Annotated in this window: 23 protein-coding genes; 2 read left to right on the forward strand and 21 right to left on the reverse strand. The window is 71.3% G+C overall.

The window, feature by feature from the left end:
* Positions 1 to 50: 50 nt before the first annotated feature.
* The 13 genes from KNO15_RS05310 to KNO15_RS05370 all read right to left on the reverse strand — a co-directional run bounded on the left by KNO15_RS05310 (position 51) and on the right by KNO15_RS05370 (position 12,689).
* Positions 51 to 1,448 carry an NAD(P)/FAD-dependent oxidoreductase gene (locus KNO15_RS05310; RefSeq protein ID WP_241702378.1) on the reverse strand — a complete coding sequence of 466 codons (1,398 nt, stop codon included), beginning with the start codon at positions 1,446 to 1,448 and terminating at the stop codon, positions 51 to 53.
* A gap of 38 nt (positions 1,449 to 1,486) precedes the next feature.
* Positions 1,487 to 2,728 carry a S8 family peptidase gene (locus KNO15_RS05315; protein WP_241702696.1) on the reverse strand — a complete coding sequence of 414 codons (1,242 nt, stop codon included), beginning with the start codon at positions 2,726 to 2,728 and terminating at the stop codon, positions 1,487 to 1,489.
* Positions 2,729 to 2,790: 62 nt separating this feature from the next.
* Positions 2,791 to 3,303 carry a DUF501 domain-containing protein gene (locus tag KNO15_RS05320; RefSeq protein WP_241702379.1) on the reverse strand — a complete coding sequence of 171 codons (513 nt, stop codon included), beginning with the start codon at positions 3,301 to 3,303 and terminating at the stop codon, positions 2,791 to 2,793.
* A complete protein-coding gene (locus KNO15_RS05325; RefSeq protein ID WP_241702380.1) occupies positions 3,300 to 3,884 on the reverse strand; it encodes an FtsB family cell division protein in 585 nt (194 codons plus the stop codon). The genes KNO15_RS05320 and KNO15_RS05325 overlap by 4 nt, the downstream gene beginning before the upstream one ends.
* Positions 3,885 to 3,992: 108 nt before the next feature.
* Entirely contained in the window at positions 3,993 to 4,250 is a 258-nt protein-coding gene (locus KNO15_RS05330; protein ID WP_241702381.1) for a hypothetical protein, read from the reverse strand.
* A 30-nt stretch (positions 4,251 to 4,280) separates the two neighbouring features.
* On the reverse strand, positions 4,281 to 4,871 hold the full coding sequence (locus KNO15_RS05335) for a hypothetical protein (protein ID WP_241702382.1): 591 nt from the start codon (positions 4,869 to 4,871) through the stop codon (positions 4,281 to 4,283).
* Positions 4,872 to 4,957: 86 nt separating this feature from the next.
* Positions 4,958 to 6,238, reverse strand: a complete 1,281-nt coding sequence (gene eno / locus KNO15_RS05340; RefSeq protein WP_241702383.1) for a phosphopyruvate hydratase — start codon at positions 6,236 to 6,238, stop codon at positions 4,958 to 4,960.
* A gap of 129 nt (positions 6,239 to 6,367) precedes the next feature.
* Positions 6,368 to 7,660, reverse strand: a complete 1,293-nt coding sequence (gene hisS, locus KNO15_RS05345; protein ID WP_241702384.1) for a histidine--tRNA ligase — start codon at positions 7,658 to 7,660, stop codon at positions 6,368 to 6,370.
* Between the two features lie 311 nt (positions 7,661 to 7,971).
* Complete coding sequence (locus KNO15_RS05350; protein ID WP_241702385.1) at positions 7,972 to 8,772, reverse strand: ABC transporter ATP-binding protein; 801 nt, start codon at positions 8,770 to 8,772, stop codon at positions 7,972 to 7,974.
* A 1-nt stretch (position 8,773) separates the two neighbouring features.
* Entirely contained in the window at positions 8,774 to 9,838 is a 1,065-nt protein-coding gene (locus tag KNO15_RS05355; RefSeq protein ID WP_241702386.1) for a FecCD family ABC transporter permease, read from the reverse strand.
* On the reverse strand, positions 9,835 to 10,896 hold the full coding sequence (locus KNO15_RS05360) for a FecCD family ABC transporter permease (protein WP_241702387.1): 1,062 nt from the start codon (positions 10,894 to 10,896) through the stop codon (positions 9,835 to 9,837). The genes KNO15_RS05355 and KNO15_RS05360 overlap by 4 nt, the downstream gene beginning before the upstream one ends.
* 7 nt (positions 10,897 to 10,903) lie before the next feature.
* Positions 10,904 to 11,959: an iron-siderophore ABC transporter substrate-binding protein gene (locus tag KNO15_RS05365; protein WP_241702388.1), complete on the reverse strand. Its 1,056-nt coding sequence runs from the start codon at positions 11,957 to 11,959 to the stop codon at positions 10,904 to 10,906.
* A gap of 70 nt (positions 11,960 to 12,029) precedes the next feature.
* Complete coding sequence (locus KNO15_RS05370) at positions 12,030 to 12,689, reverse strand: MazG family protein (protein ID WP_241702389.1); 660 nt, start codon at positions 12,687 to 12,689, stop codon at positions 12,030 to 12,032.
* Positions 12,690 to 12,814: 125 nt separating this feature from the next.
* Between KNO15_RS05370 and KNO15_RS05375 the strand changes: the two genes are divergently transcribed.
* Positions 12,815 to 14,032, forward strand: a complete 1,218-nt coding sequence (locus KNO15_RS05375) for a Na+/H+ antiporter NhaA (protein WP_241702390.1) — start codon at positions 12,815 to 12,817, stop codon at positions 14,030 to 14,032.
* On the opposite strand, the gene KNO15_RS05380 is transcribed toward KNO15_RS05375, so the two are convergent.
* From KNO15_RS05380 to KNO15_RS05400, 5 genes are all read right to left on the reverse strand, one after another.
* The gene (locus KNO15_RS05380; protein WP_241702391.1) at positions 13,980 to 15,116 is read right to left on the reverse strand and encodes a DUF1648 domain-containing protein; all 1,137 of its coding nucleotides are present in this window, start codon (positions 15,114 to 15,116) and stop codon (positions 13,980 to 13,982) included. The genes KNO15_RS05375 and KNO15_RS05380 overlap by 53 nt on opposite strands.
* A complete protein-coding gene (locus tag KNO15_RS05385; protein ID WP_241702392.1) occupies positions 15,113 to 15,541 on the reverse strand; it encodes a GntR family transcriptional regulator in 429 nt (142 codons plus the stop codon). The genes KNO15_RS05380 and KNO15_RS05385 overlap by 4 nt, the downstream gene beginning before the upstream one ends.
* Positions 15,542 to 15,828: 287 nt before the next feature.
* Entirely contained in the window at positions 15,829 to 19,464 is a 3,636-nt protein-coding gene (gene mfd, locus KNO15_RS05390) for a transcription-repair coupling factor (RefSeq protein ID WP_241702393.1), read from the reverse strand.
* Positions 19,465 to 19,474: 10 nt separating this feature from the next.
* The gene (locus KNO15_RS05395; protein WP_241702394.1) at positions 19,475 to 20,182 is read right to left on the reverse strand and encodes a 4'-phosphopantetheinyl transferase family protein; all 708 of its coding nucleotides are present in this window, start codon (positions 20,180 to 20,182) and stop codon (positions 19,475 to 19,477) included.
* The gene (locus KNO15_RS05400) at positions 20,173 to 20,877 is read right to left on the reverse strand and encodes an alpha/beta fold hydrolase (RefSeq protein WP_241702395.1); all 705 of its coding nucleotides are present in this window, start codon (positions 20,875 to 20,877) and stop codon (positions 20,173 to 20,175) included. Before KNO15_RS05400 ends, KNO15_RS05395 begins: the two co-directional genes overlap by 10 nt.
* A 96-nt stretch (positions 20,878 to 20,973) precedes the next feature.
* Here KNO15_RS05400 and KNO15_RS05405 point away from each other — a divergent pair, with 96 nt between their 5' ends.
* Positions 20,974 to 21,498, forward strand: coding sequence for a hypothetical protein (locus tag KNO15_RS05405; RefSeq protein ID WP_241702396.1), 525 nt, complete (start codon positions 20,974 to 20,976; stop codon positions 21,496 to 21,498).
* A 33-nt stretch (positions 21,499 to 21,531) separates the two neighbouring features.
* Here KNO15_RS05405 and pth read toward each other — a convergent pair whose 3' ends face one another.
* The 3 genes from pth to KNO15_RS05420 all read right to left on the reverse strand — a co-directional run bounded on the left by pth (position 21,532) and on the right by KNO15_RS05420 (position 23,425).
* Positions 21,532 to 22,131 carry an aminoacyl-tRNA hydrolase gene (gene pth, locus KNO15_RS05410; RefSeq protein WP_241702397.1) on the reverse strand — a complete coding sequence of 200 codons (600 nt, stop codon included), beginning with the start codon at positions 22,129 to 22,131 and terminating at the stop codon, positions 21,532 to 21,534.
* A 9-nt stretch (positions 22,132 to 22,140) separates the two neighbouring features.
* Entirely contained in the window at positions 22,141 to 22,758 is a 618-nt protein-coding gene (locus KNO15_RS05415; RefSeq protein WP_241702398.1) for a 50S ribosomal protein L25/general stress protein Ctc, read from the reverse strand.
* Positions 22,759 to 22,924: 166 nt separating this feature from the next.
* Entirely contained in the window at positions 22,925 to 23,425 is a 501-nt protein-coding gene (locus KNO15_RS05420) for a gluconokinase (RefSeq protein WP_241702399.1), read from the reverse strand.
* Positions 23,426 to 23,438 lie beyond the last annotated feature (13 nt).

The following is a 23,438-nucleotide window of genomic DNA, read 5'->3' on the forward strand; positions in this document are numbered from 1 at the left end:
TCCCCCACGGATTTCACAGGGGACCGGGCCTTCGTCGTCAGCAGCGCAGCCTACTTGGCGGCGACCTCCGCCGGCTCCTTCTTGGGAGCGGCCTTCTTGGGTGCCTCGGCCGGAGCAGCCTCGACGGCCGGCTTGGGCCGTGCGGCGAACTCCTCGAAAGCGGCGCGCGGCTGCTGCAGAGCGGTCAGCGAGACGACGTCGCGGCCGAGCCAGAAGTTGTTCCACCAGCCCCACAGCACGCGCCACTTGCGCTCCCAGCTCGGCATCGCGAGGCCGTGGTAGCCACGGTGCGCGAACCAGCCGAGGACGCCCTTGACGGCGAGCTTGCCGGACTGCAGCACACCGATGCCGAGACCGAGGCCCGCGACCGCGCCGAGGCTCTTGTGGTAGTACTGGCGCGGCAGCTCGCCACGCAGGTCGGCGATGATGTTCTTGGCGAGCAGCTTGCCCTGGCGCACGGCGTGCTGCGCGTTCGGGACGCAGTAGCCGCCGACGCCCGCACCGGTCAGGTCGGGAACGGCCGAGACGTCGCCGGCCCCCCAGGCGCCCTCGACGATCTCCTCGTCGGTGCCCACACGCAGGTCGGCGCGCACGCGCAGCCGGCCGCGCTCCTCGATCGGGAGGTCGGTGTGGCGGACCACGGTCGGGTTGGCCATGACACCGGCCGTCCAGACGATCAGGTCGGTGTCGAAGCTCTCGCCGGTGGACAGCTCGATGTGGCCGTCGACCGCACTGGTGAGCTGCGTCTCGAGGTGGATCTCAGCGCCGCGCTCCGCGAGGTTCTTGATGACCCAGTGGCTGGTCGGCAGCGACACCTCCGGCATGATCCGGCCCATGGCCTCGATCAGGTGGAAGTGCGTGTCGTCGAACGACAGCTCCGGGTACTTCTTGAGGAGCGCGCTGGCGAACGAGCGCAGCTCGGCGAAGATCTCGATGCCGGCGAAGCCGCCGCCGACGACCACGACGGTCAGGAGGCGGTCGCGCTCCGGGCCGGCAGGCAGGGTCGCCGCCTTGTCGAAGTTGGTGAGCAGGCGGTCGCGGATGAACACGGCCTCCTCGATCGTCTTCAGGCCCACCGCGTTGTCGGCGATGCCCGGGATCGGGAAGGTGCGCGACACGGCTCCGGCGGTGACCACGACGATGTCGTACTCGAACTCGTACGGCTCACCGGCCGCCGGCTCGATGGTCGCGGTCTTCTTCGCGTGGTCGACATAGCTGACCTTGCCACTGATGATGTTCGTGCTCTTCAGGTGGCGACGGTGGGCGACCACCGCGTGACGCGGCTCGATGGAGCCGGCAGCCACCTCGGGGAGGAACGGCTGGTACGTCATGTACGGCAGCGGGTCGACCATGGTGACCTCGGCCTCGCCCTTGCGGAGCTGCTTCTCGAGCTTCCACGCGGTATAGAAACCGGCGTAGCCTCCGCCGACGATCAGGATTTTGGGCACAGTAATGCGTCTCCTCAACACGAAAGTATGCGGTTAATCTACCCCCTTCGCGCCGCTCGCCTGAAATGCAGGCACGCGCCGACCGCGCCGAGGGCGAGAAGGGCCACGAAACCGGAGATCAGACTGAACGGCAGCCAGAGGGTGGTGAGGACGCTCCATTGCGGCCAGAAGAACGCTCTCCATGTTACAGGCCGCTCCGGGGTGAGGGCTTTCGGCGCGGGAGCCGCCCCGGAATCCCCGGCGCCGGGTGCCGCTGTCGCGGGCGTGTCGGCCCTGCGATGGATGTGGATCCACTGGGTCAGATCGCCCATGGGGTTGGCGCTCACGTGCGGCACGGTCGCGGTGACCGCCGCGGCGGCGTCCAGCAGTCCGTAGCCGTACACAGGGCTCGGCACGGTGCCTCCGGTGGGGCGTGCTGTCGTGATGATCCGGTTGATGACGTCCGGCGCTTTCAGGTCGGGATGCGCCGCACGCACGAGGGCCACGGCGGCGGAGACCAGCGGTGCCGCGCCGCTGGTGCCCGCCCACTGCACGTACCCTCCGCCCGGGTTCGCACCGACCAGCTGCTCGCTCGGCGCCGACACCCCGATCGTGATGCCCTGCGAGGAGGCGTCGAAGGAGGCCTGACCGGCACGGTCCACCCCGGCGACGGTGAGCACACCGGGGATCGTCGCAGGCGCGCCGACCTCGGTGGTGCCGCTCCCCCGGTTGCCGGCCGCGGCCACCACCACGACGTCGTGCGAGAACGCGTACTGGAACGCGTCGTCCCAGCTGGTCGGCCAGTCGAGGGTGTTGCGGGTGAGCGACATGTTGATGACGGACGCGCCGTTGTCCACGGCCCAGCGGACGGCCTCCGCGACCTGGTCGTCGCTGCTGACGGCGCCGATGGAGGTGCCGAGCGCGACCGAGGCGGTCAGGATGCTCGCCTGCGGGGCGGCGCCGAGCACGCCGGAGTCGGCGCCGGTGCCACGGCCGGCGAGCAGCGAGGCCACCCACGTGCCGTGATCCGCCGCCTCCCCGGCGCCGAGCGGTTTCTGCCCGTTCGCCGCGCCGACGCCGGAGACGTCGGCGCCCCCGACGACAGCGCCCGCGAGGTCGGGGACCGAGCCGTCGACGCCCGTGTCGATCACCGCGACCTTCACCCCGGCGCCCTTGGTCGTCTGCCAGGCCTTCGTGAAGCCGTAGTCGTTCAGCCAGTACTCCATGTCGCGCACCTGGTCGGCGTGCGCGACCGTCGCCGGCGCCAGGCCGACGGCGAACGCCGTCGCGAGCGCCGTCACGGCGGAGACGGCGGCACGACGTGTGCGGCCGAACCGCGAACCGGCGCGGGAGGTTGCCGGGTTCAGCCGGCCTGGATGCGGCACTCGCACACCTCCGGCGACCACCCGCCACGGGCGAGGGCCAGGTCGCCGATCGGGTTGACACCGGGACCGGCGGCGAGCGCGTGCGCCGCCAGCGCGTGCAGGCACTTGACCCGGGTGGGCATCCCGCCCGCCGAGACGCCCGCGAGCTCCTCGACCACGCCGATCGACTCGCGGTCGGCGAGGTACTGCTCGTGCGCCGCCCGGTACTGCTCCCGTACGTCCTCGTCTTCGGCCAGGAGGTCGTTGTACTCGTTCATCACCTGCGTGGCCTCCAGCTGCGACATGGCGGCCGTGGCGGCGGGGTGGCTGAGGTAATAGAACGTCGGGAAGGGGGTGCCGTCGTCGAGACGCGGAGCCGTCGAGACGACGGTGGGGCGCCCGCACACGCAGCGTGCGGCGATCCCGACCACGTTGCGCGCCGGCCTGCCGAGCTGCTCGCTCACGGCGGCGATGTCGGCATCGGTCACGGGGTCGAACGGGGGTCTGGTCATTGCTTGCCGCCTGTGCTGCTGGGGGTGCCTGTGCTGCTGGGGGTTCCTGTGCTGCTGGGAGTAGGTGTCGGGGCCGGCGTGGAGCCGAGCTGCGCGGGCGTCGCGTCGGTGAGGCCCGCGCCCATGAACGAGCCGAAGAGGGAGCCGACCCAGTCGGTGTGGGTCTTCTGCAGCTTGGAGCTCACCGGCGTGCTGTCTGCGACGGCGGCCGGCGGCCTGTCGTCGATGACCAGATAGCTGACCTCTCCCGGCATGACGTAGTAGAGGCGATCGCGGGCCTGCGCCCGGATGTAGCTGGGGTCGTTCCAGCGCGCGCGCTGCTCCTTGAGCGCGTCGACCTGGGCCGAGAGCTGATCGACGGCCTTCTGCTGGTCGGCGATCTGCTGCCGCTGGGCCAGGAAGCCCTGCAGCGACGGCGCGAGGATCACGACGGCGAGCACGACGGCCCCCATCATCACCAGCGAGAACGCCGAGAAGTGCAGGCCGCGCAGCCACCGCCCGGTCTGGGTCGGCTCGTCGAACGACGCGGCGACGCGCGTGGTGCGGGAGGCCGCGGCGCGGGTGCCGGACTGCTTCGGCATGAGCCCTCCCGGGTGGTCTCACGGACATGGAGGACCGGAAGGCCCCGTGCACAATCGTAGGCGATGCCCGCCAGGAGGCGGCCGTGAGCGCGGGGTGTCGCCGGGCGTTCAGGCGGCTGTCAGCGTGAGCACGAGCCGCACGACGCCGACCGCGAGGAGTCCGACGCCGCCGATCGTGAACACCAGACCGATCGCGCGCGCATCCTTCGCCCGGAAGGCATGGCGCGCCTCCCGGTCGGCGAACAGCGTCGCTGCCCGCTCCGGGCGTCGCAGCAGGTAGGCGCCGAAGATCGCGAAGAGGGCGGCGAGCAGGAGGAAGAGCGCGAGCGGGAGGAGCTCGGTCGGGAGTCCCGCTGCGGTGTGCATGGGGTGATTCTCGCAGAGGCCGGCGCCCGGTCAGAGCAGGTCGGCCGCCGCGGAGCGCATGCGGCGAGCGGCACCGGTGACAAGTGCCGCCGACTCTGCGAGGAGGCCGATAAGCGCCCAGATCAGAACCGCGGCGGATCCATGGCCAGTGGCGAGCGCTATCGGTCGCGCCACCCACAGCACCAGAGCCGCCACGCCGAGCCCTACCGAGACCGCGTTCCACCAGCGCGGGCTCCGCCGCGAACCGACGATCTTCGCAAGCGGGAGATCCGTGGCGAGCCGATGACCGACGATGGCCATCACGACGAGGCCGGCAGGGAGGATGGAGAGCACTCCGGCCACACCGAGGGCGGCAAGGGCGACCGAGATCGCGAGCCGGTGGCAACGGATCGCGTGCCCGGTCATCAGCCGATAGACCTGGAGGCCGGTGAACGTCTGCCACGAAGCGGCGAGCACGAGCGGAACGAGCAGCCAGGGGGCGCGGAACGGACCGGGAGGCACCAGCACGGCGACCGCCCCGAGCGCGACGAGAAGAATCGGCTGCCCGATCCACTCGACGACACGAATGGGCACATCGCGCATGACCCGGACGTCGTCCGTGTCGGTCTCCCCCGCGCTCACCTGCCGATCATAAAGCCACGAAGGGTGAGTAGTCGCGGGAAACCCGAACCGGATTTCCGCGGCTACTCACCCTTCGGAGAGTGGGTTCAGCCCTGGAAGCGCGGGAAGGCGCTGCGGCCGGCGTAGACGGCGGCGTCGCCCAGCTCCTCCTCGATGCGGAGCAGCTGGTTGTACTTGGCGACGCGCTCCGAACGGGCCGGGGCGCCGGTCTTGATCTGGCCGGCATCCGTGGCGACGGCGAGGTCGGCGATCGTGGTGTCCTCGGTCTCGCCCGAGCGGTGCGAGAGCACGGCGGTCATGCCGCTGCGCTGGGCCAGGGAGACCGCGTCGAGCGTCTCGGTGAGCGTGCCGATCTGGTTGACCTTGACGAGGATGCTGTTCGCCGCCTTGGCCTTGATGCCCTGGGCGAGGCGCTTCGGGTTGGTGACGAACAGGTCGTCGCCGACGAGCTGCAGCTTCGCGCCGAGCTCGGCGTTCAGGTGGGCCCAGCCCTCCCAGTCGTCCTCGGCCAGCGGGTCCTCGATCGAGACCAGCGGGTAGTTGGCGGCGAGCTCGGCGTAGTAGGCCGACATCTCCGCGGCCGTGCGGTCCTGGCCTTCGAAGCGGTAGACGCCGTTCTCGAAGAACTCGGTGGAGGCCACGTCGAGGCCGAGGGCGATCTGCGAGCCGACGGTGTAGCCCGCCTTCTCGATCGCCTCGGAGATCAGGTCGAGCGCCGCGCGGTTGTGCTCGAGCTCGGGGGCGAAGCCGCCCTCGTCGCCGAGACCGGTGTTGAGGCCCTTGGACTTCAGCAGCGACTTGAGCGAGTGGTAGGTCTCGACGCCCCAGCGCAGGCCCTCGGAGAACGTCTCGGCACCGATGGGGAGGATCATGAACTCCTGGATGTCCACGCCGGTGTCGGCGTGGGCGCCGCCGTTGATGATGTTCATCATCGGTACGGGGAGGACGTGCGCGTTCGGGCCGCCGACGTAGCGGAACAGCGGCAGGTCGGCCGAGTCGGCCGCGGCCTTGGCGACGGCGAGGCTGACGCCGAGGATGGCGTTGGCGCCGAGGCGCTTCTTGTTGTCGGTGCCGTCGAGCTCGATCATCGCCTCGTCGACCAGACGCTGGTCGCTGGCCTCGAAGCCCTCGATCGCCGGGCCGATCTCGTCGAGGACCGCGTCCACGGCCTTCTCGACACCCTTGCCCAGGTAGCGGTCGGCGTCGCCGTCGCGAAGCTCGTAGGCCTCGAAAGCGCCGGTCGACGCGCCGGACGGGACGGCGGCACGGCTGACCGTGCCATCCTCGAGGAGCACCTCGACCTCGACGGTCGGGTTGCCGCGGGAGTCGAGAATCTCGCGAGCGCCTACAGCTTCGATCTGAGCCACAACTGTCTCCTTGGTGGTTTCGTGGGTTGCCGAATCAGTCTAGTGAGGTCGGGTTAACGGCCAGAACGGGGTGGCGGGATGCTTGCGACAAATGGCGCGGGAGCCGCGGGCATCGCCCCGGGCGGGCCGTCAGGCCAGCGGTTTGATCTCGAGCGCTGCGGCGTCGGCCGTGCCGGCACCGACGAAAGCGAACGACCGGTAGCCGGCGGCCGCCGCCCGGTCGAGGACCGCTTTGAGGTTCTTCGCCCTTCGGTCGAGCCGCACGCGCCGCCCGGAGGCCACGAGCTGCGACTTGATGGCCATCAGCCGGTCGAGGGGCACGTCGGCGTCATGGACGAGGACGACCGAGTCCGCGCCGGAGTCGTCGGGGACCTCGATCAGGTCGACGACCCGCTCGAAGCCGATCGAGAAGCCCGCCGCCGGCACGTCGGTGCCGAGGAAGCGTCCGATCATGCCGTCGTAGCGCCCGCCACCGCCCACCGAGCTGCCCGAACCGGGGTGCGCGATCTCGAAGATCGTGCCGGTGTAGTAGCCCATGCCGCGCACCAGCGTGGGGTCGAAGCGCAGGGCGACGCCCTCAGGGAGGGAGTCGAGCGCGTGGGCCAGCGCCTCCAGGTCGGCGATGGCGTCGGAGTCCATCCCTTGCGGGAGGATGCCGGAGATCGCCTCGACCGTCAGCTCCACTCCCCCGTCGGCGAGGTGCGGCTCGAGCGCGGCGAGGATGCCGCCCAGCACGGCGGCGGAGTCCGCTCCGCCCTCGCTGAGCTCGGCGACGACGCCCTCGGCCCCGATCTTGTCGAGCTTGTCGATCGAGATGAGCACCTGCGGCCAGCGCGCCTCGGCGAACCCGCAGTACTCGAGGAGGCCGTTCAGGATGCGGCGGTCGTTGATGCGGATGGTGCAGCCGGTCAGCCCGAGCGCCTCCAAAGCGGCGGCCGTCGCGGTGATCAGCTCGACCTCCGCCAGCTGGGAGCCCTCGCCGATGATGTCGATGTCGCACTGCACGAACTGTCGGTAGCGGCCCTTCTGCGGGCGCTCCGCCCGCCAGACCGGTGCGATCTGGATGCTGCGGAAGACCGGCGGGAGTTCGGCGCGGTGGCTGGCGTAGAAGCGGGCCAGCGGCACGGTCAGGTCGAAGCGGAGGCCGAGGTCGCAGAGCGCGAGTGTGTCGCCCGACTCGATCGCCTCGCGCAGGTCGTCGCCGCCGAGGCCGCGCTTGAGCACGCTGAAGGCGAGCTTCTCGTTGTCGCCGCCGAGGCCCGAGTGCAGGCGGGCGACGTCCTCCACGACCGGCGTCTCGATCTCGTCGAAGCCGTGCGCGGCGAAGCTCCGCCGGATCACGCCGAGGGCATGCTCGCGGCGGGCCTTCTCGGCGGGGAGGAAGTCGCGCATGCCGCGGGGCGGTGTGATCGGGGAAGCCATGCGTCGATTCTTCCAGATGGGGCGCACCCCCGCCCTCCGGGGGTGTCGCGGCACCCGGGGGTATCGCGGCGGAGCCGACCGCGGTCGTAGACTGCACCCGTTGCCACCCTGAAGTCGTGCCGACCCCGCGCGATAGGGCGGTGTCCCAGCGAGGACCTGGCATGAGCCGCGGCCGTTCGATCACCTCGGCCGCGTTGCCAGACACACGACAACGCGCCCGCCGTGGCCGGAAGAATGCGCCGTCGCGAGGCGTCGGTCTCACCCGAGCGGCGATCCGGACCACCGGCGGACGCGCTGCCGGCCATGTGCGGCTACAGCGTGTGGTGCCGCCCCAACGGCACCACCAGCGGCGTGCCGCTGACGGGGTCGGAAGCGATGACCGACTCGACGCCGAAGACGTCGCGGACCAGGTCGGAGGTGACGACCTGCGCCGGGTCGCCGGAGGCCACGATCGAGCCGGCGCGCATCGCGATCAGGTGGTCGGCGTACCGGGCGGCCAGGTTGAGGTCGTGCAGCACCATCACGATCGTGCTCCCTCGCGCGGCGTTCAGATCGAGCAGCAGGTCCAGCACGTCGAGCTGGTGGCTGATGTCGAGGAACGTCGTCGGCTCGTCGAGCAGGAGGATGCCGGTCTGCTGGGCAAGTGCCATCGCGATCCAGACGCGCTGGCGCTGGCCTCCGGAGAGCTCGTCGATCGCACGGTCGGCGAGGTCGGCGACCCCGGTCGCCGTCATCGCCTCCTGCACCGCGGCGTCGTCGTCGGCGGTCCAGCGGCGGAACCAGCCCTGGTGCGGATACCGGCCGCGCGACACCAGGTCGGCGACGGTGATGCCGTCGGGCGCGGTGGGCGTCTGCGGCAGCAGCCCGAGCCGGGTGGCGACCTCCTTGGTCGGCAGCGTGCGGATGTCGGCGCCGTCGAGCAGCACGCTGCCGGAGGCCGGCGCGAGCAGGCGCGACAGGCCGCGCAGCAGCGTGGACTTTCCGCACGCGTTCGGTCCGACGATGGCCGTGACCCGGCCGGGCGGGAGGTCGAGGTCGAGGCCGTCGACGACCACCCGGCCCTCGTAGGCGAGGGTCAGGTCGCGTGCGGCGAGCGTGATCTGCGTTGTCATGTCAGCCTCCTCGGCCGATGCGGTTGGTCCTGGTCAGCTGCCAGAGCAGGTAGGGTGCCCCGACGATCCCGGTCACCACGCCGACCGGGAACACGACGCCGGGGACGGCGAACTGCGCGACGACGTCGGAGACGACGAGCACGAGGGCGCCGACGAGTGCGGCCGGTACGAGCGCCAGCGAGCCGCGACCGACCAGGCGCCGGGCCACGGGGGCTGCGAGCAGGGCGACGAAGGCGATCGGGCCGGCCACCGAGACGGCCACCGCCGCCAGCCCGACGCCGACCGCGATGCTCAGGATGCGCGTGCGCTCGGGCCGCACGCCGATTCCGGCCGCGACGTCGTCGCCGAGCCCGAGGGCGGCGAGCGGCCTGCCGACCAGCAGCGCTGCGGGGACGAGCACCACGGCGCTGACGGCGAGCACGGCCAGCGAGACGTCGTCGATGCTGTTCAGGCTCCCGGTGATCCAGACCAGCGCCTGCTGCACGTCGCGCAGGTCGGCGCGGGTCAGAACGTAGGACACGAGCCCCGCGCAGATCGCGGCGAAGCCGATCCCGACCAGCACGAAGCGGTACCCGCTGACCCCGTTGCGCCACGCCAGCACGTAGATCAGCACGGCGGCGACCAGCGTGCCGGCGAGCACGACTCCCGAGAGTGCGAGACCGGTGACGCCGAACCAGACCAGCGCGACGGCGCCGGTGGCGCTGGCGGCGGTGGTGATTCCGATGATGTCCGGACTCGCGAGCGGGTTGCGCGCGACCGACTGGAAGAGGCCGCCCGAGATCCCGAGGCACGCCCCGACCAGGACGGCCGCGAACAGGCGCGGGAGGCGCAGGTCGAGGATGACGAACGACGTGAGCCGGTCCGCCCGGCCGACGAGCGCAGCGAGCACGTCGACGGGAGCGACGGCCGCCGCGCCGAACGTGAGCGAGACCGCCGAAACGGCGACGACGAGCACGGCGAGCACGATGGACACGCGCACCGCGCGGCTGCGGCGCCGCCTGCGGTCGATCGCGACGGCCGAGGACGCACCGACGACGCCCCGGGCGGTCGCGGCCGGGGCGCTCACAGCCCCACCAGCGAGCGACGGCGCACGAGCGCGATGAACAGCGGCGCCCCGACGAACGCCATCACGATGCCGACCTGCAGCTCCCCGGGGGGCGCGACGACGCGGCCGATGACATCGCACGCGATCAGCAGCGCGGGAGCGATCACCGCGGAGTAGGCGAGGATGCGCCGGTAGTCGGCTCCGACCACCCAGCGCGCGACGTGGGGCACGACGAGACCGACGAACGCGATCGGACCGACGGCCGCGGTCGCCGACCCGCAGAGCAGCACGATCGCCACGGCGGACAGCGCGCGGGCCAGTCCGACGCGCTGGCCCAGGCCGCGGGCGACGTCGTCGCCCAGCGCCAGACCGTTGAGCAGCCTCCCGAGTGTGAGCGCCAGGACCGCCCCGACGACGAGCGTCGGCAGCACCTGCCACAGCACGCCGAAGCCGCGCCCTGCGAGCGACCCGACCTGCCAGAAGCGCATCTGGTCGAGAGAGACCCGACTGGTCAGCATGACCGCCGTGATGAGCGAGCCGAGGGCCGCCGAGACGGCCGCGCCGGCCAGCGCGAGCTTGACCGGCGTCGCACCCTCCCGGCCGACCGCCGAGACGGCGTAGACGACTCCGGCGGCGAGCGCCGCACCGGCGAACGCGAACCAGACGTACCCGGAGACCGCGGTCACCCCGAAGAACGCGATCGCCACGACGACCGCGAGGGAGGCGCCGAAGTTGACGCCGAGGATGCCGGGGTCCGCCAGCGGGTTGCGTGACAGCCCCTGCATCACCGTGCCGGCGAGCCCGAGCGCCAGCCCGGCCGCGAGGCCGAGCAGGGTGCGCGGGAGCCTGCTGCCGACGACGACGAGGGAGTCGTCGTCGGTCGGCGAGTAGTTCGTCAGGGCGTGGAGGACATCGGCGGGAGCGATGGTGCGCGCGCCGACCATCAGGCTCAGCACGCACACCACGAGCAGCACGACGACGGCCACGACGAGGCCGACGAGCGCACGCCGACGGCGCCGGACGTGCGCGGGGGCCTCCCCGGTGCGTCCGGCGTCTGCGGTCGCGACACCAGCGGGCATCGAGCGGCTACTTGACCTTCTCGGCCGCCGCCGCGAGCTGCGGCACGTAGCGGTCGAGCATCCACGGGATGCTGAGCACGCTCGGCGCGCTCGTCGCGGCCACGAACGACTCCCCGACGATCGGGGCGAAGCGGCCCTCCTTGATGGTCGGCATCGCGGCGACCAGCGGATCGGCGGTGAAGGCGTCGACCGAGGACTGCTTGTCGAAGTACATGACCAGCAGGTCGGTGTCGATCGTGGACAGGTTCTCGTAGCTGAGCTGGTAGAAGAAGCTGCCGTCGCCCTTCGACGAGTCGAGGGCCGCGATGCTCGGCGCGTTCTTCATCCCGAGGTCGTTCAACAGCTGCACGCGCGGGTCCTCCGCACGGTAGACGTTGAGCACTCCCGGCTCGTTGGCTGCGGCGTAGAAGAACGTCTTGCCCGAGATCACCGGGTATTTGGCGGCCAGGGCGGAGACCGATGCCTCGGTCTTCGTGACGAGGTCGGAGGCCTCCGATGACAGGCCCAGAGCCTTGCCGACGATGGCGGTCTGGTCGCGCCAGCTGGTCGCCCACGGCTTCTCGGGGTAGGCGACGACCGGGGCGATCTTGCCGAGGGTGTCGAACTCGGTCTGGGTGAGGCCGGAGTACGGGGCGAGGATGACGTCGGGCTTCGCCTTGACGAACTGCTCGAACGGCACCTCACCGGAGTCGGCGTCGAGGAGCTCGGGCGTCGTGCCCTTCAGCGCCGCGATCTTCTCGGCGTCCCACGGCAGCACGCCCTTCGCGTCGCCGCCGTAGCTGAACTTCGGCATCGCGACGGGCACGATCCCGAGGGCGAGGACGATGTCCTGCGCACCCCAGCCCCAGGTGGCGACCCGCTTCGGGGCCGCGTCGATGGTGGTCTTGCCGAGCGCACTGTCGATCGTCACGGGGAAGCTCCCGGCGGAGCCCGAAGACGAGCTCTCGGCACCCGAGCCGCTCGCCGAACACCCGGTGAGGGCGACGGCGGCCGCGGAGACGACCGCGGCGAGCGACAGGACGAGACGCGACCGGCGGTGGCCGGAGCGTGCGGTTTCAGGCATGACTCTCCTCACGAGGGTGCCGTGGCACGGATGGGAAGCGTGCCGACATGGCACATTAGGTAAGCCTAACCTAAACCGATGCTTCCTGCTCGCGGATCTCGTCCTGCAGCTCCCTCAACGTCGACCGGAGCGCGCGCTCGGCGTCCAGCCCCTGCGCCTTCGCCGACGCCACGATCGCCAGCAGGAGCGGCCCCAGTTCGTCCTCGCCCGAGACCTGCACGCCGCCCGACTCGCTCAGGTCGAGCAGGCCGACCTTCTCGGCCCTGCCGAGCAGCTTGTCCGCCAGAGCGAGCGACGGCATCGCCTGCGGGATGCCGTCGAGCACGCTCGTGCGCCCCGGCTTCTCCGCCTTCTTGAGCTCGTCCCAGAAGCCCACGACGTCGTCCGCCGTCTCCGCCGTGCGGTCACCGCCGAAGACGTGCGGGTGCCGACCGACCATCTTGCGGGTCATCTGCTCGGCGACATCCTGGATGTCGAAGTCCTCCCCCGGCGTGTGCGCGGCGATGTCCGCATGGAACAGCACCTGGTAGAGCACGTCGCCGAGCTCCTCGAGCATCGCGTCGCGATCGCCGGTCTCGATCGCCTCGATGAGCTCGTAGGTCTCCTCGATGAGGTACTGCACGAGCGACTCGTGCGTCTGATCGGCGTCCCACGGACAGCCCCCCGGTGCGCGGAGTCGGGCCATCACGGCGACGAGCTCGTCGAGTCTGGTGGGCGCGACGTCGGTCATGGGATGCTCCTCCCGTCGGGATACGTTCATCCTCTCACCGCGATCGCCCGCTACACTGAACGACTGGTGTGCCGGGAAGTCTGGTCGGCGAATGTCGTTCCCGACCGCGCACGAGAGGCCTCCCGATGAGCATCATCCGCTCCGAACGCACCGCCGCCGGACTCCTGCTGGGGGCCGCCGCCCTCGGCCTGCTGCTGGCGAACACGGCCGTGGGTCCCGCGCTCGTCGACCTGCAGCACGCCCACGTCGGCGGCGGGCTGGTCGACCTCAGCGTCGGGCACTGGATCAGCGACGGGCTGCTGGCGATCTTCTTCTTCATCGTCGCAGTCGAGCTCAAACACGAACTGGTCGCCGGCGAACTCAACTCGTTCGCCAAAGCGATCCACCCCGCGATCGCCGCAGCGTGCGGGGTCCTCGTGCCGGCGCTGATCTACCTGGCGGTCGCCGGAGGCTCGGGCCTCGCGGACGGCTGGCCCATCCCCACCGCGACCGACATCGCCTTCGCGCTCGGAGTGCTCGCCGTGTTCGGGCGCGGCCTCCCGAACCGGATGCGGGTCTTCCTGCTGGCGCTCGCCGTGCTGGACGACCTCGTCGCGATCATCATCATCGCGGTGTTCTTCACGACCGACCCGAACCTGCTGGAGCTCGGTGCCGCCGCCGTGGTGGTCGTGGCGTTCGGCCTCCTGAGCCGGGTGCTGCGCGGGAGACTGCGCTGGCCGGTCGGCGTCCTGATGGTGCTGCTCGCCGTGCTGGCCTGGTGGCTGGTCTATGACTCCGGCGTTCATGCGACGATCGCGGGTGTCGCCCTCGGTCTGGTGATGTCGCGAGCGCCGGCCAGGCGCGTGACACACGCGCTCGAGCCGTGGTCGAACGGGCTCATCCTTCCGCTGTTCGCGTTCTCGGCGGCGCTCGTCGTCATCCCGGCCGTCTCGCCGTCCGAGCTGTCGCCGGCGTTCTGGGGCATCCTGATCGCCCTGCCGGTGGGCAAGCTGGTGGGGATCACGCTGGGCGGGTGGCTGGGGTCGTTCACGCGGCCGCGCGAAGAACGCGGCCGCCTCCCCGTGTTCGCGCTCGTGACCATCGCGGCCCTCGGCGGCATCGGCTTCACCGTGTCGCTGCTCATGAACGAGCTGGCGTTCGCCGGATCGGCCACCGTTCGCTCGGAGGGCACCATCGCGGTGCTGCTCGGATCCGCGGTGTCGATCGTACTGAGCGGTGCGCTGGTCTCGGTGCTCGCCCGCCGCAACCGGAGGCTGCACGCGCAGCCGGCAGCGCGCCCGGGGGCGAAGGTCAGCGCAGCAGAACCGGCAGCAGCAGAACCGCGACGATCACCAGCAGAGTGACGACGGCGATCGCGATGCCTCCGGGGTGGCCGAGGTTGAGGGTCAGACCCGCTCCGAACCGCTTCGGGACGAACAGCGCGGGATCGCCGGTGTTGACGTAGATCAGGCCGCCCTTCCAAAGCCGGTCGTCGTCGCGCGGGTCGACGGTGTCGCGCGCTGCGCCGGCGGCCCCGGCGGGCACCTCGGCGGCGGAGCGGATCGCGCGCGTACCGCTCACCAGACGCGCGGCGTATGCGGCGATCACCACGAAGATCACGATGAGCAGACCCACCGTCACGACGGCGATGCCGGCGCTCTGCTCATGCGACTCGGCACGCCACCAGCCGAGCACCGACAGAGCGGAGATCGCCGCGGCGACGACGAACGCGATCCAGCCGAGCAACGACTGCGTCAGGTGGGCCTGCAGCGCGCCGATCCGCTCGGCGACCTCGGGGCGGTCCCCCGTTCCCCGGCGCCACGGAACCCTGCGGACGACGAACGCGATGCCGACGATCAGGGCGAGCACACCGGCACCGATCAGGAGCGGCGCGAACACCGACCAGAACGACTTCTCGGCGAAACGGTCGGCCTGACCGTTCGCGTTCCAGTGCACCGCGATGGTGGCGGGGAGGCTGTCGTACAGCGCGACGCCGACGGCTGCGGCCGCCGCCAGCACCACGAACGCCGCGGCGAACCAGCCGTAAGCGGGCCGTGCGCGGGCGGCGGAATCCGGAGTGAGACTCCCGGAGATGCGAACGGGCACGTCGTCGAGCCAACCGCCCGCACGCTTGGCGGCCTGGATGCTCCGGCGACACGTGAGGTAGCCGACGACAGAGCCGACGAGCAGGACGAGCGTCGCGGCCAGCGGCGGCGCGGCAGGACCGAGCCGCGCGACCAGGGCGGCGACGACGAGGGCGACGACGTACGACACGACCACGGCGATGCGGAACCGCCGGACCGCCGTCACCACGACCGGATCGGCCGCACGACTGCGCGGCACCAGGACGCCCAGCGGGAGGGTGGTACGGCTCATCGCCGGCAGCATCAGGAGGATCGCGGCGATCAGCGTCGCGACGGCGAGGGTGCTCACCAGTACGGCGGTCATGGGGTGTTTCCTTTCCGATCCCGCGGCGGATTGTCCGCGCGGGCCTCCGCGAACGCGGTCGCGATCTGCGCGGCCCGGGCTTCGAGCTCCGCTTGCGGAACGCCGTGGGCGACACCCTCGGCGATCACGGCCGTGAGCCGCTCGTGCCACGCCGCGAGGAACCGCTCGTCGGCGGGCCCGCTGTCGGCGTCGCGCGCGACGACGGAGCCGGAACGCCTGCTCGTGCGGACGATCCCCTCCTGCCGGAGCGCGTCGTACGCCTTGACGACCGTCGCGACGTTGATCCCGAACCGCACGGCCACCTGGCGCACGGAGAGGAGGGCGTCGCCGGCGCGCAGCTCGCCGCGCGCGACGGCGTCGATGACGCGGTCGTGGAGCTGCTGGTAGAGCGGCGTCTCCGCCGTCGGATCGATCTCGATGCGCACGACCCCTCCCATCTGTATCGGTACTTATAGTACAGCCGATACAGTTCGGCGGCTAGCGCAACTCCGGAGATCGTGCGCCAGACCGCCCGTTTCGTGCCGTAACTCCGGAGATCCGGGCCGAGTCGGCTGCGATCTCCGTTCGAACGGACATCCGCGCGGGGACGGGGGGTGGTCCGGAAGTGCGTAACTCCGGAGGTTCCGGCCCGTTCGGCCATGGTCTCCGGATCTACGGACATCCGCACGGCATGTCGCGCGAGATGTCCGGAGGTACGGACCGAAGGTCGGGGTCAGGCGGCCGGCTCGGGGGTGGGCTCCGGCACCGGGAACAGGGCGCCGAGCAGAGTCGCGACCCACTCGATCAGGGTCGCGTCGTCGGGGGCCTCGCCGTTCACGCGGGGCAGCGGGACCATCGCCACCTGGGGAGCGGCGTGGTACTTCGACCCCGGGTACATGCGCTGCAGCCGCACCTGCAGCGAGTCCGGCAGCTGCGCCGGCGCGAGACGGAGGTTCGAGCCCATGGCCACGACCTCCCCCAAGCCCGCCCGCTGCGCCGCCCGACGCAGCCGCGAGACCGCGATCAGGTTCGCCACCGGCTCGGGAGGCTCGCCGTAGCGGTCGGTCAGCTCCTCCAGCACCAGGTCGATCTGGCCGTCCTTCGCCGCCGGCGCGCTCGCCGTCGACAGTTTCTGGTAGGCCTCCAGCCGCAGCCGCTCGCTGTCGACGTACTCCTCGGGGATGTGCGCATCGACGGGCAGCTCGAGCCGCAGCTCGGTCTGCCCCTCGGCGACCTCGCCGCGGAAGGTCGACACGGCCTCCCCGATCATCCGCAGGTACAGGTCGAAGCCCACACCAGCGATGTGCCCGGACTGCTCGCCGCCCAGGAGGTTGCCCGCCCCGCGGATCTCGAGGTCTTTGAGCGCGACCTGCATGCCGCTGCCGAGGTCGTTGTTGGCCGCGATCGTCGAGAGCCGGTCGTGGGCCGTCTCGCTCAGCGGCTTGTCCTCGTCCCACAGGAAGTACGCGTACGCGCGCTCGCGCCCGCGCCCGACCCGGCCGCGGAGCTGGTGCAGCTGGCTCAGGCCGTACTTGTCGGCGCGGTCGATGATGATCGTGTTGGCGTTGGAGATGTCGAGACCGGTCTCGATGATGGTCGTGGAGACCAGCACGTCGAACCTGCGCTCCCAGAAGTCCACGACGACCTGCTCCAGCGCGTGCTCGTTCATGCGGCCGTGTGCGACGGCGATGCGCGCCTCCGGCACCAGCTCGGCCAGCTTGGCGGCGGTCGCCGAGATCGAGCCGACCCGGTTGTGCACGAAGAACACCTGGCCCTCGCGCAGCAGCTCACGCCGGATGGCGGCTGCGACCTGACGCTCGGAGTAGGGGCCGACGAACGTGAGGATCGGATGCCGGTCCTCCGGCGGGGTGGCGAGCGTCGACATCTCGCGGATGCCGGTGACCGCCATCTCGAGCGTGCGCGGGATCGGCGTCGCGCTCATCGCGAGGATGTCGACGTTGGTCTTCAGCTTCTTCAGCGCGTCCTTGTGCTCGACGCCGAACCGCTGCTCCTCGTCGATGATGACGAGGCCGAGGTCTTTGAACGTCACGCCGTCGGCGAGGATGCGGTGCGTGCCGATCACGATGTCGACGGTGCCGTCGGCTATTCCGCGCAGTGTCTCGCGCGCCTCCTTGTCGGACTGGAACCTGCTGAGCTGGCGCAGGTGGATGGGGAAGCCGGCGAAGCGCTCCAGGAAGGTCTCGGCGTGCTGCTTGACCAGCAGCGTCGTCGGGACGAGCATCGCCACCTGCTTGCCGTCCTGGATGGCCTTGAACGCCGCACGCACGGCGATCTCGGTCTTGCCGAAGCCGACGTCGCCCGAGATGAGCCGGTCCATCGGGATCGGCCGCTCCATGTCGGCCTTCACCTCGTCGATCGTCTGCAGCTGGTCGTGCGTCTCGGCGAAGGGGAAGGCCTCCTCGAGCTCGCGCTGCCAGGGGGTGTCCGGCCCGAATGCATGGCCTTTGCTGGCCATGCGCGCCGAGTACAGCTTGACGAGCTCGACCGCGATGTCGCGCACCGCGCGCCGGGCGCGGCCCTTGGCGGCCGACCAGTCGCTGCCGCCCATCTTGGACAGCTGCGGCGCCTCGCCGCCGACATAGCGGGTCAGGAGGTCGAGCTGGTCGGTCGGCACGTACAGCTTGTCACCGGGGTAGCCGCGCTTGGAGGGCGCGTACTCCAGGACCAGGTACTCGCGCTTCGACTTCACCGCGTTGCGGCCGCCGCTGGACACTTCCCGCTGGGTCAGCTCGATGAATCTGCCGATGCCGTGCGTCTCGTGGACCACGTAGTCGCCGGGCTTCAGCGCGAGCGGATCGACGACGTTCTTGCGCCGCGTGGCGAGCTTCTTGACCTGCCGCGACTCGTAGCCGACCGCGCGGCCGTAGAACTCGCTCTCGCCGATCAGCGCGAGCTTCTCGTCCGGCATCTCGAAGCCGTGCTCGACGTTCGCCCGCAGCAGGTAGGCCACCCCGGGCTCCGGGTTCTCGGGGAACGCGTCGACCGGACGTGCGGGGAGCTCGGCGTCCGCGAGCACCTGGGCCGCACGCTCGACCAGGCCGGCGCCCTCCGCGACGATCGCGACCTGCCAGCCGTCGCGGAGCCGCCCGGCCACGTGCTCGACGGCACCGGTCACGTTGCCCTGGAAGCTGGGCACCGCCTCCGCTGCGACACGCACCTGGAGGTACTCCTCCACCTCGCGCTCGAGCGGGGGCTCATCGCCCACGCCGGCCTGGAAACCGGAGAACGTCCACCACGGGTGGTCGGGGGTCTGCTGCCCCGGGCGGCTGAACTTCACCGAGTCGCGCAGTCGCTGCAGCGTGAGGAAGTCTCCGGCGGCGAGGTCGATGGGGGCCGCGGCGCCGACCGTCGCGGCGCTCCACGCGGCCGAGAGGAACTCGCGGTTGGTCTCGGCGAGACTCACCGCGCGCGACGCGACGCGCTCGGGCGAGAGCACCGCGACAGCGGCCCCGTCCGGAAGGTAGTGGGTGAGCGGGACGAGCCGGTCGAGGAGGGCCGGCGCGAGCGACTCCATGCCCTCCACCGGGATGCCCTCGCCGATCTTGGCGAGCATCGCCGACAGGCTCGGGAACTCGTGCTCCATCTCGCGGGCGCGCTGCCGAACCGGCTCGCTGAGCAGCAGCTCCCGGCTGGGCGGCAGCGACACCGCGGGGATCGGCTCGGGCAGCGAGCGCTGGTCGGCGACCGAGAACGCACGGATCTGCTCGACCTCGTCGCCGAAGAAGTCGACGCGGTACGGGTGCTCGGCGGTCGGCGGGAAGACGTCGAGGATGCCGCCGCGCACGGCGAACTCGCCGCGCCGGGTCACCATGTCGACGCGGGCGTACGCCAGGTCGACCAGTTGGAGGGCGAGGCCGCCGAGGTCGAATCCGCGGCCTCCCGCCGCGAGCGCGATCGTCGCATAGTCGGTGAGGTTGTCGGCGAGCGGCTGCAGGGCGGCGCGCACGGACGCCACCAGGACGAACGGATGCGCGGCCTCCCCCGCCTCGCGCGCGGCCGACCAGTCCGCCAGCCGGCGCAGCGCGGTGAGGCGCTTGCCGACGATCTCGGGGCTCGGGCTCAGCCGCTCGTGCGGCAGCGTCTCCCACGCGGGGAACTCCACGATCTCGGCGTCGGGGAGCACGCACGGCAGTGCGGCGCGCACCGATTCCGACTCGCGGCCGGTCGCCGTGATGACGAGGACGGCCTGCGAGGCGCCGGCGGCGGCGCGCTTGCCGACCAGGCCGGCGAGAAGAGGCACGCGCAGGCCGTCCGTCAGAGAGAAGTCGGCGTCGCGTGCCGCATAGGCCAGTGCGTCGGAGAACGTGGAGGCGCGCTCGAGCGCCGCGATCAAGCCCTGCAGTATCACTCGGGAAAGTCTACGCGGGGGCACCGACAGGTCGACCGCTGCCGGGAAGGTGAGCGAGTTCTCCCCGGCCGCCGAGCGTATGCCAGCTCACCGGTGCCGCGGAGGCCGCGGCCGCGTTCGCCCCGCGGAACGCACGGCTGCTCAGCAGCAGCGCGCCGTAAGACGGGACCAGCCGGTCCGGCCCCGCGAGCACGCCGACCCGTCCGAGACCGTCGAGCTGTGCGACGCCCGCCTTGACGCAGGCCTCCTTCGCGGCCCAGGCCAGCCGGAAGGCACGGGCCGGGTCGGGCGCGGTCGCCAGCAGCGAGCGCTCCGACGGGGTCAGCGCCTCTAGTGGGAGGCCGCCCACGCCCGTTTCTCCCGTCGCGGCATCGGCGAACACCTCGACATCCACCCCGAGTGCTGCCGGCGAGGCCCCCGCAGCGACCCAGCCGCGTGAGTGCGACCAGCTCACGTGGAGCCCCGAGACCGGGAGCGGCCTGCCGTGGGCTCCGCCGCAGACGGCGCAGCTCTGGTGCAGCGCGGCCGGTGCGATGTCGCCCGCCCCCGCGGCCTGGAGGGCACGGACCGCGAGCAGGCGGGCGGCCACGAAGTCCTCACGGTCGGACGGCGAGCGCAGTGCGCGCCGCCGGGCCTCCGCCGCCCTGCCGAGCGGGTCGCCCGGCAGCACGCTCAGGACGTCTCGCGTCTTCGCGACGACGACGACGCTCAGATCCATCCGTCCAGCGCCCGCATGAATCCGTCGTGGTCGTCGCGGTTGATCACGTGCCCGCTTCCGGCGACCACCCGGACATCGAAGCCGGTGGCGCGCAGGTGCTCGGCGACCTGCGGCTTCACCAGGTAGGAGTTGTCGGCCAGCATCACCAGCGACGGGACCGCCAGGTGCTCCGGCGCGCGCATGACGCTCGGGGCCAGCACGGCCGGGATGGCGGCGCGGTGGAACGACTCGAACGTCTCACGCTCGATCGCGACGTCGATGGGATCCCATCGCGGATTGCGCTTGGCGATCTTCGCCGCCGACTGCCGCGCGAGCGTGCGGAGGAAGGCAGGGGCGAGCTTCAGCTGGAGCCAGCCCGCGGCAGGGCACGAGAATGCAGGATCGACGTAGACGGCGCGCTCCGGGTGCAGCCGGTCGACCGCGAGGCTCACCGTGAGACCGCCGAGGGAGTGCCCCATCACGAGCTCCGGCGCGTACGGGACGGTCTCGAGGATGTCCTCCGCCATCAGATCGGCGGTGTACTCGGCCGCCCTCGGGCTGTGGCCGTGACCTCGGAGGTCGACGGCGACGACGTGGTAGCCGCGCTCGGCGAGCACGGGACCGACCCGCCGCCAATTGCGCGAGTCCGACATGACGCCGTGGACCAGGACCGCGTAGCGGTCGCCGGTGCCCCACTCGCGGGTATACAACTTCATGGACCGAGACGGTACCGTGTCGTCCTGTGCCGCCGCCCGACGTCGGCTACGCTCTGGCTGAGCGTCCGGCGTGAAGCGCCAGTGAGGAGTCCGCAGATGAGCACGATGCCGCCCACCGGACCGGAGCCCGGGCCGGCCTTCCCCGCTCCCCAGGGAGCGGATCCGGCCCAGCAATGGGTGCCCGGTCCGTCGATGTACTCCATCGCTCCCCCGCCGCCCTACTTCTCCGCTCCGCCTGCTCCGCCGCGGCCGCGCGCGCTGGGCGTCGCCTCCATGGCGATCGCCATCGCGGTCTTCGTGCTGTCGATCGTGGCGTCCGTCGTCGTGGGGATGAGCGCGGGCCCGCTCGCGTCCAGGACGGCGTCGTCCTTCAGCTTCAACACCTCCGATCTCACCCCCGACCAGGCGGCGGCGTTCGCGCCTGTCGCCCTGCTGATGGGCGCGCAGATCCTCCTCGGCACGATCCTCGGCATCACGGCGCTCGTGCTGGGGATCATCGCCGCCGCGACCAAGCGCGGGCGCGCTTTCGGCGTCGTCGGGATCGCCGTCGCCGCGGCGGCGCCGATCGTCTCGTTCCTGGTCTACACGGTGGCGCTGGGTCTGACCCTCCCGCCGGCGTGATCGCAACGATCGAGGGGCGGTCGGTAGCGGGCGTCAGCGCTCGGTGTGGAAGCGGTTCTGGGCGGCGGTGAGACCGTCGGTCGCGATCTGCTCGATCGCGTCGGCCGCATCCGCGACCAGGATCGGCAGGGTCTTGCGCTCCGCCGGGCTGAAGCCGGCCAGAACGTGATCGGCCGCCCCGCGTGAACCCGGAGGCCGGCCGACGCCGACGCGCACCCGCGTGAAGTCGCCGGTGCCGGTCGCGGCGATCACGTCGCGCACGCCGTTATGACCGCCGTGGCCGCCGCCGAACTTGAGCTTGAGAGTGTCGAACGGGATGTCCAGTTCGTCCTGCACGACGATCAGCCTCGACGGGTCGAGCGAATAGAACCGGAGCAGCTGCGACACCGGGCCTCCCGAAACGTTCATGAACGTGTTCGGCTTGGCCAGGACGAACCGCGGCCCGCCGGGGGCGAGTCGGCCCTCGGCGACCGTGGCGTTCGTCTTGTGGGTCTTGAAGGTGAGACGGCCGCGCGAGGCGAGCTCGTCGAGCACCATCTGGCCCACGTTGTGACGCGTGGCTGCGTAGCCGGGCCCGGGATTCCCGAGCCCGACCACGAGCCAAGGGCCCTCCTGCTGCAGAGGATCGGCCATGGGGAGTGACTACTCCGCGGACTCGGCTGCGGCGCTCTCGCCGGCCTCCTCGGCGGACTCGGTCTCCTCCTCCTCGGCGCGCGCGGCGGCCGGGACGACGACGGCGAGGATCAGGAGATCCTCGTCCTCGGCGAGCACCGCACCGGCCGGCAGAGCGAAGTCCTTGGCGTGGTACTGCGTGCCCTCCTCGGCGTCGGTGACGTCGATGACGATGCGCTCGGGGATGTGGGTGGCCTCGACCTCGAGCTTGATGGTCGGGATGTCGAGCACCGCGATGGTGCCGGAGAACGGCTCGCCCTCGACGTGCACGGGCACCTCGACCTGGACCTTCTCACCGCGACGGATGACCAGCAGGTCGAGGTGCTCGATGATCTGCAGCACCGGGTCCTTCTGGACGTCCTTCACCAGGGTGAGCTGGCTCGTGCCGTCGATGTCGAGGTCGAGCACCGCGTTGGCTTTGCGGAGCAGCAGGCCGACCTGGTGCGCGGGCACGGTGATGTGGACGGGATCGGTGCCGTGACCGTAGATGACCGCGGGGATCTTGCCCGCGGCGCGGATCTTGCGGGCAGCGCCCTTGCCGAAGCTGTCGCGGACCTCCGCGACGACCTTGTTGGACTCGTCAGCCATGATGCCTCCTTGCCGGCGATGCCGGCTTTCGGGCGAGCCGTGGGCTCGCAGTTGTGGGATGTCGACTCGAGCGCATCGAGGTGCGCGAGGAAAGACTGCGTAGCCTGCTCCACCGCGTCGATAACGGATGCGTGCTGCATCCCTCGCCGAAGTTCAGTGGCCCAGTCTACCCGACGCGGCGGGCTGCGCCAGCCACGATCGCGGCGACGAGCTCCGCCGGCGACTGGCCGATGTCGAGGCGGAGGCCGGCCTCGTCGGGCTGGAGCGGCTCCAGCGTCGCCAGCTGCGAGTCGAGGAGGGAGGCCGGCATGAAGTGGCCGGGCCGGATCATCCGCTCCTCCAGGAGCTCGCGCGTGCCGTCGAGCTCGGCGAAGACCGTGCCGGGGGCCTCGCTGCGGATCAGGTCGCGGTACGAGCGCTTGAGTGCCGAGCACGCGACGACCACGCCGGCGTCCCCTCCGTCGGCGAGGGTGCGCCCCACCGCACGCAGCCAGGGCTCGCGGTCGGCATCGGTGAGCGGGATGCCCGCCGTCATCTTGGTGACGTTGGCCGCCGGATGCAGGTCGTCGCCGTCGACGAACGTCGCGCCGAGCGCGTCTGCCACGCCCTGTCCGATCGTGGACTTGCCCGAACCGGACACGCCCATGACCACGACCGTCACACCCACGCCTGCTCCTCCC

This window comes from Leifsonia shinshuensis (assembly GCF_022606355.1).
In the GTDB taxonomy this organism is placed as follows: domain Bacteria; phylum Actinomycetota; class Actinomycetes; order Actinomycetales; family Microbacteriaceae; genus Leifsonia; species Leifsonia shinshuensis_B.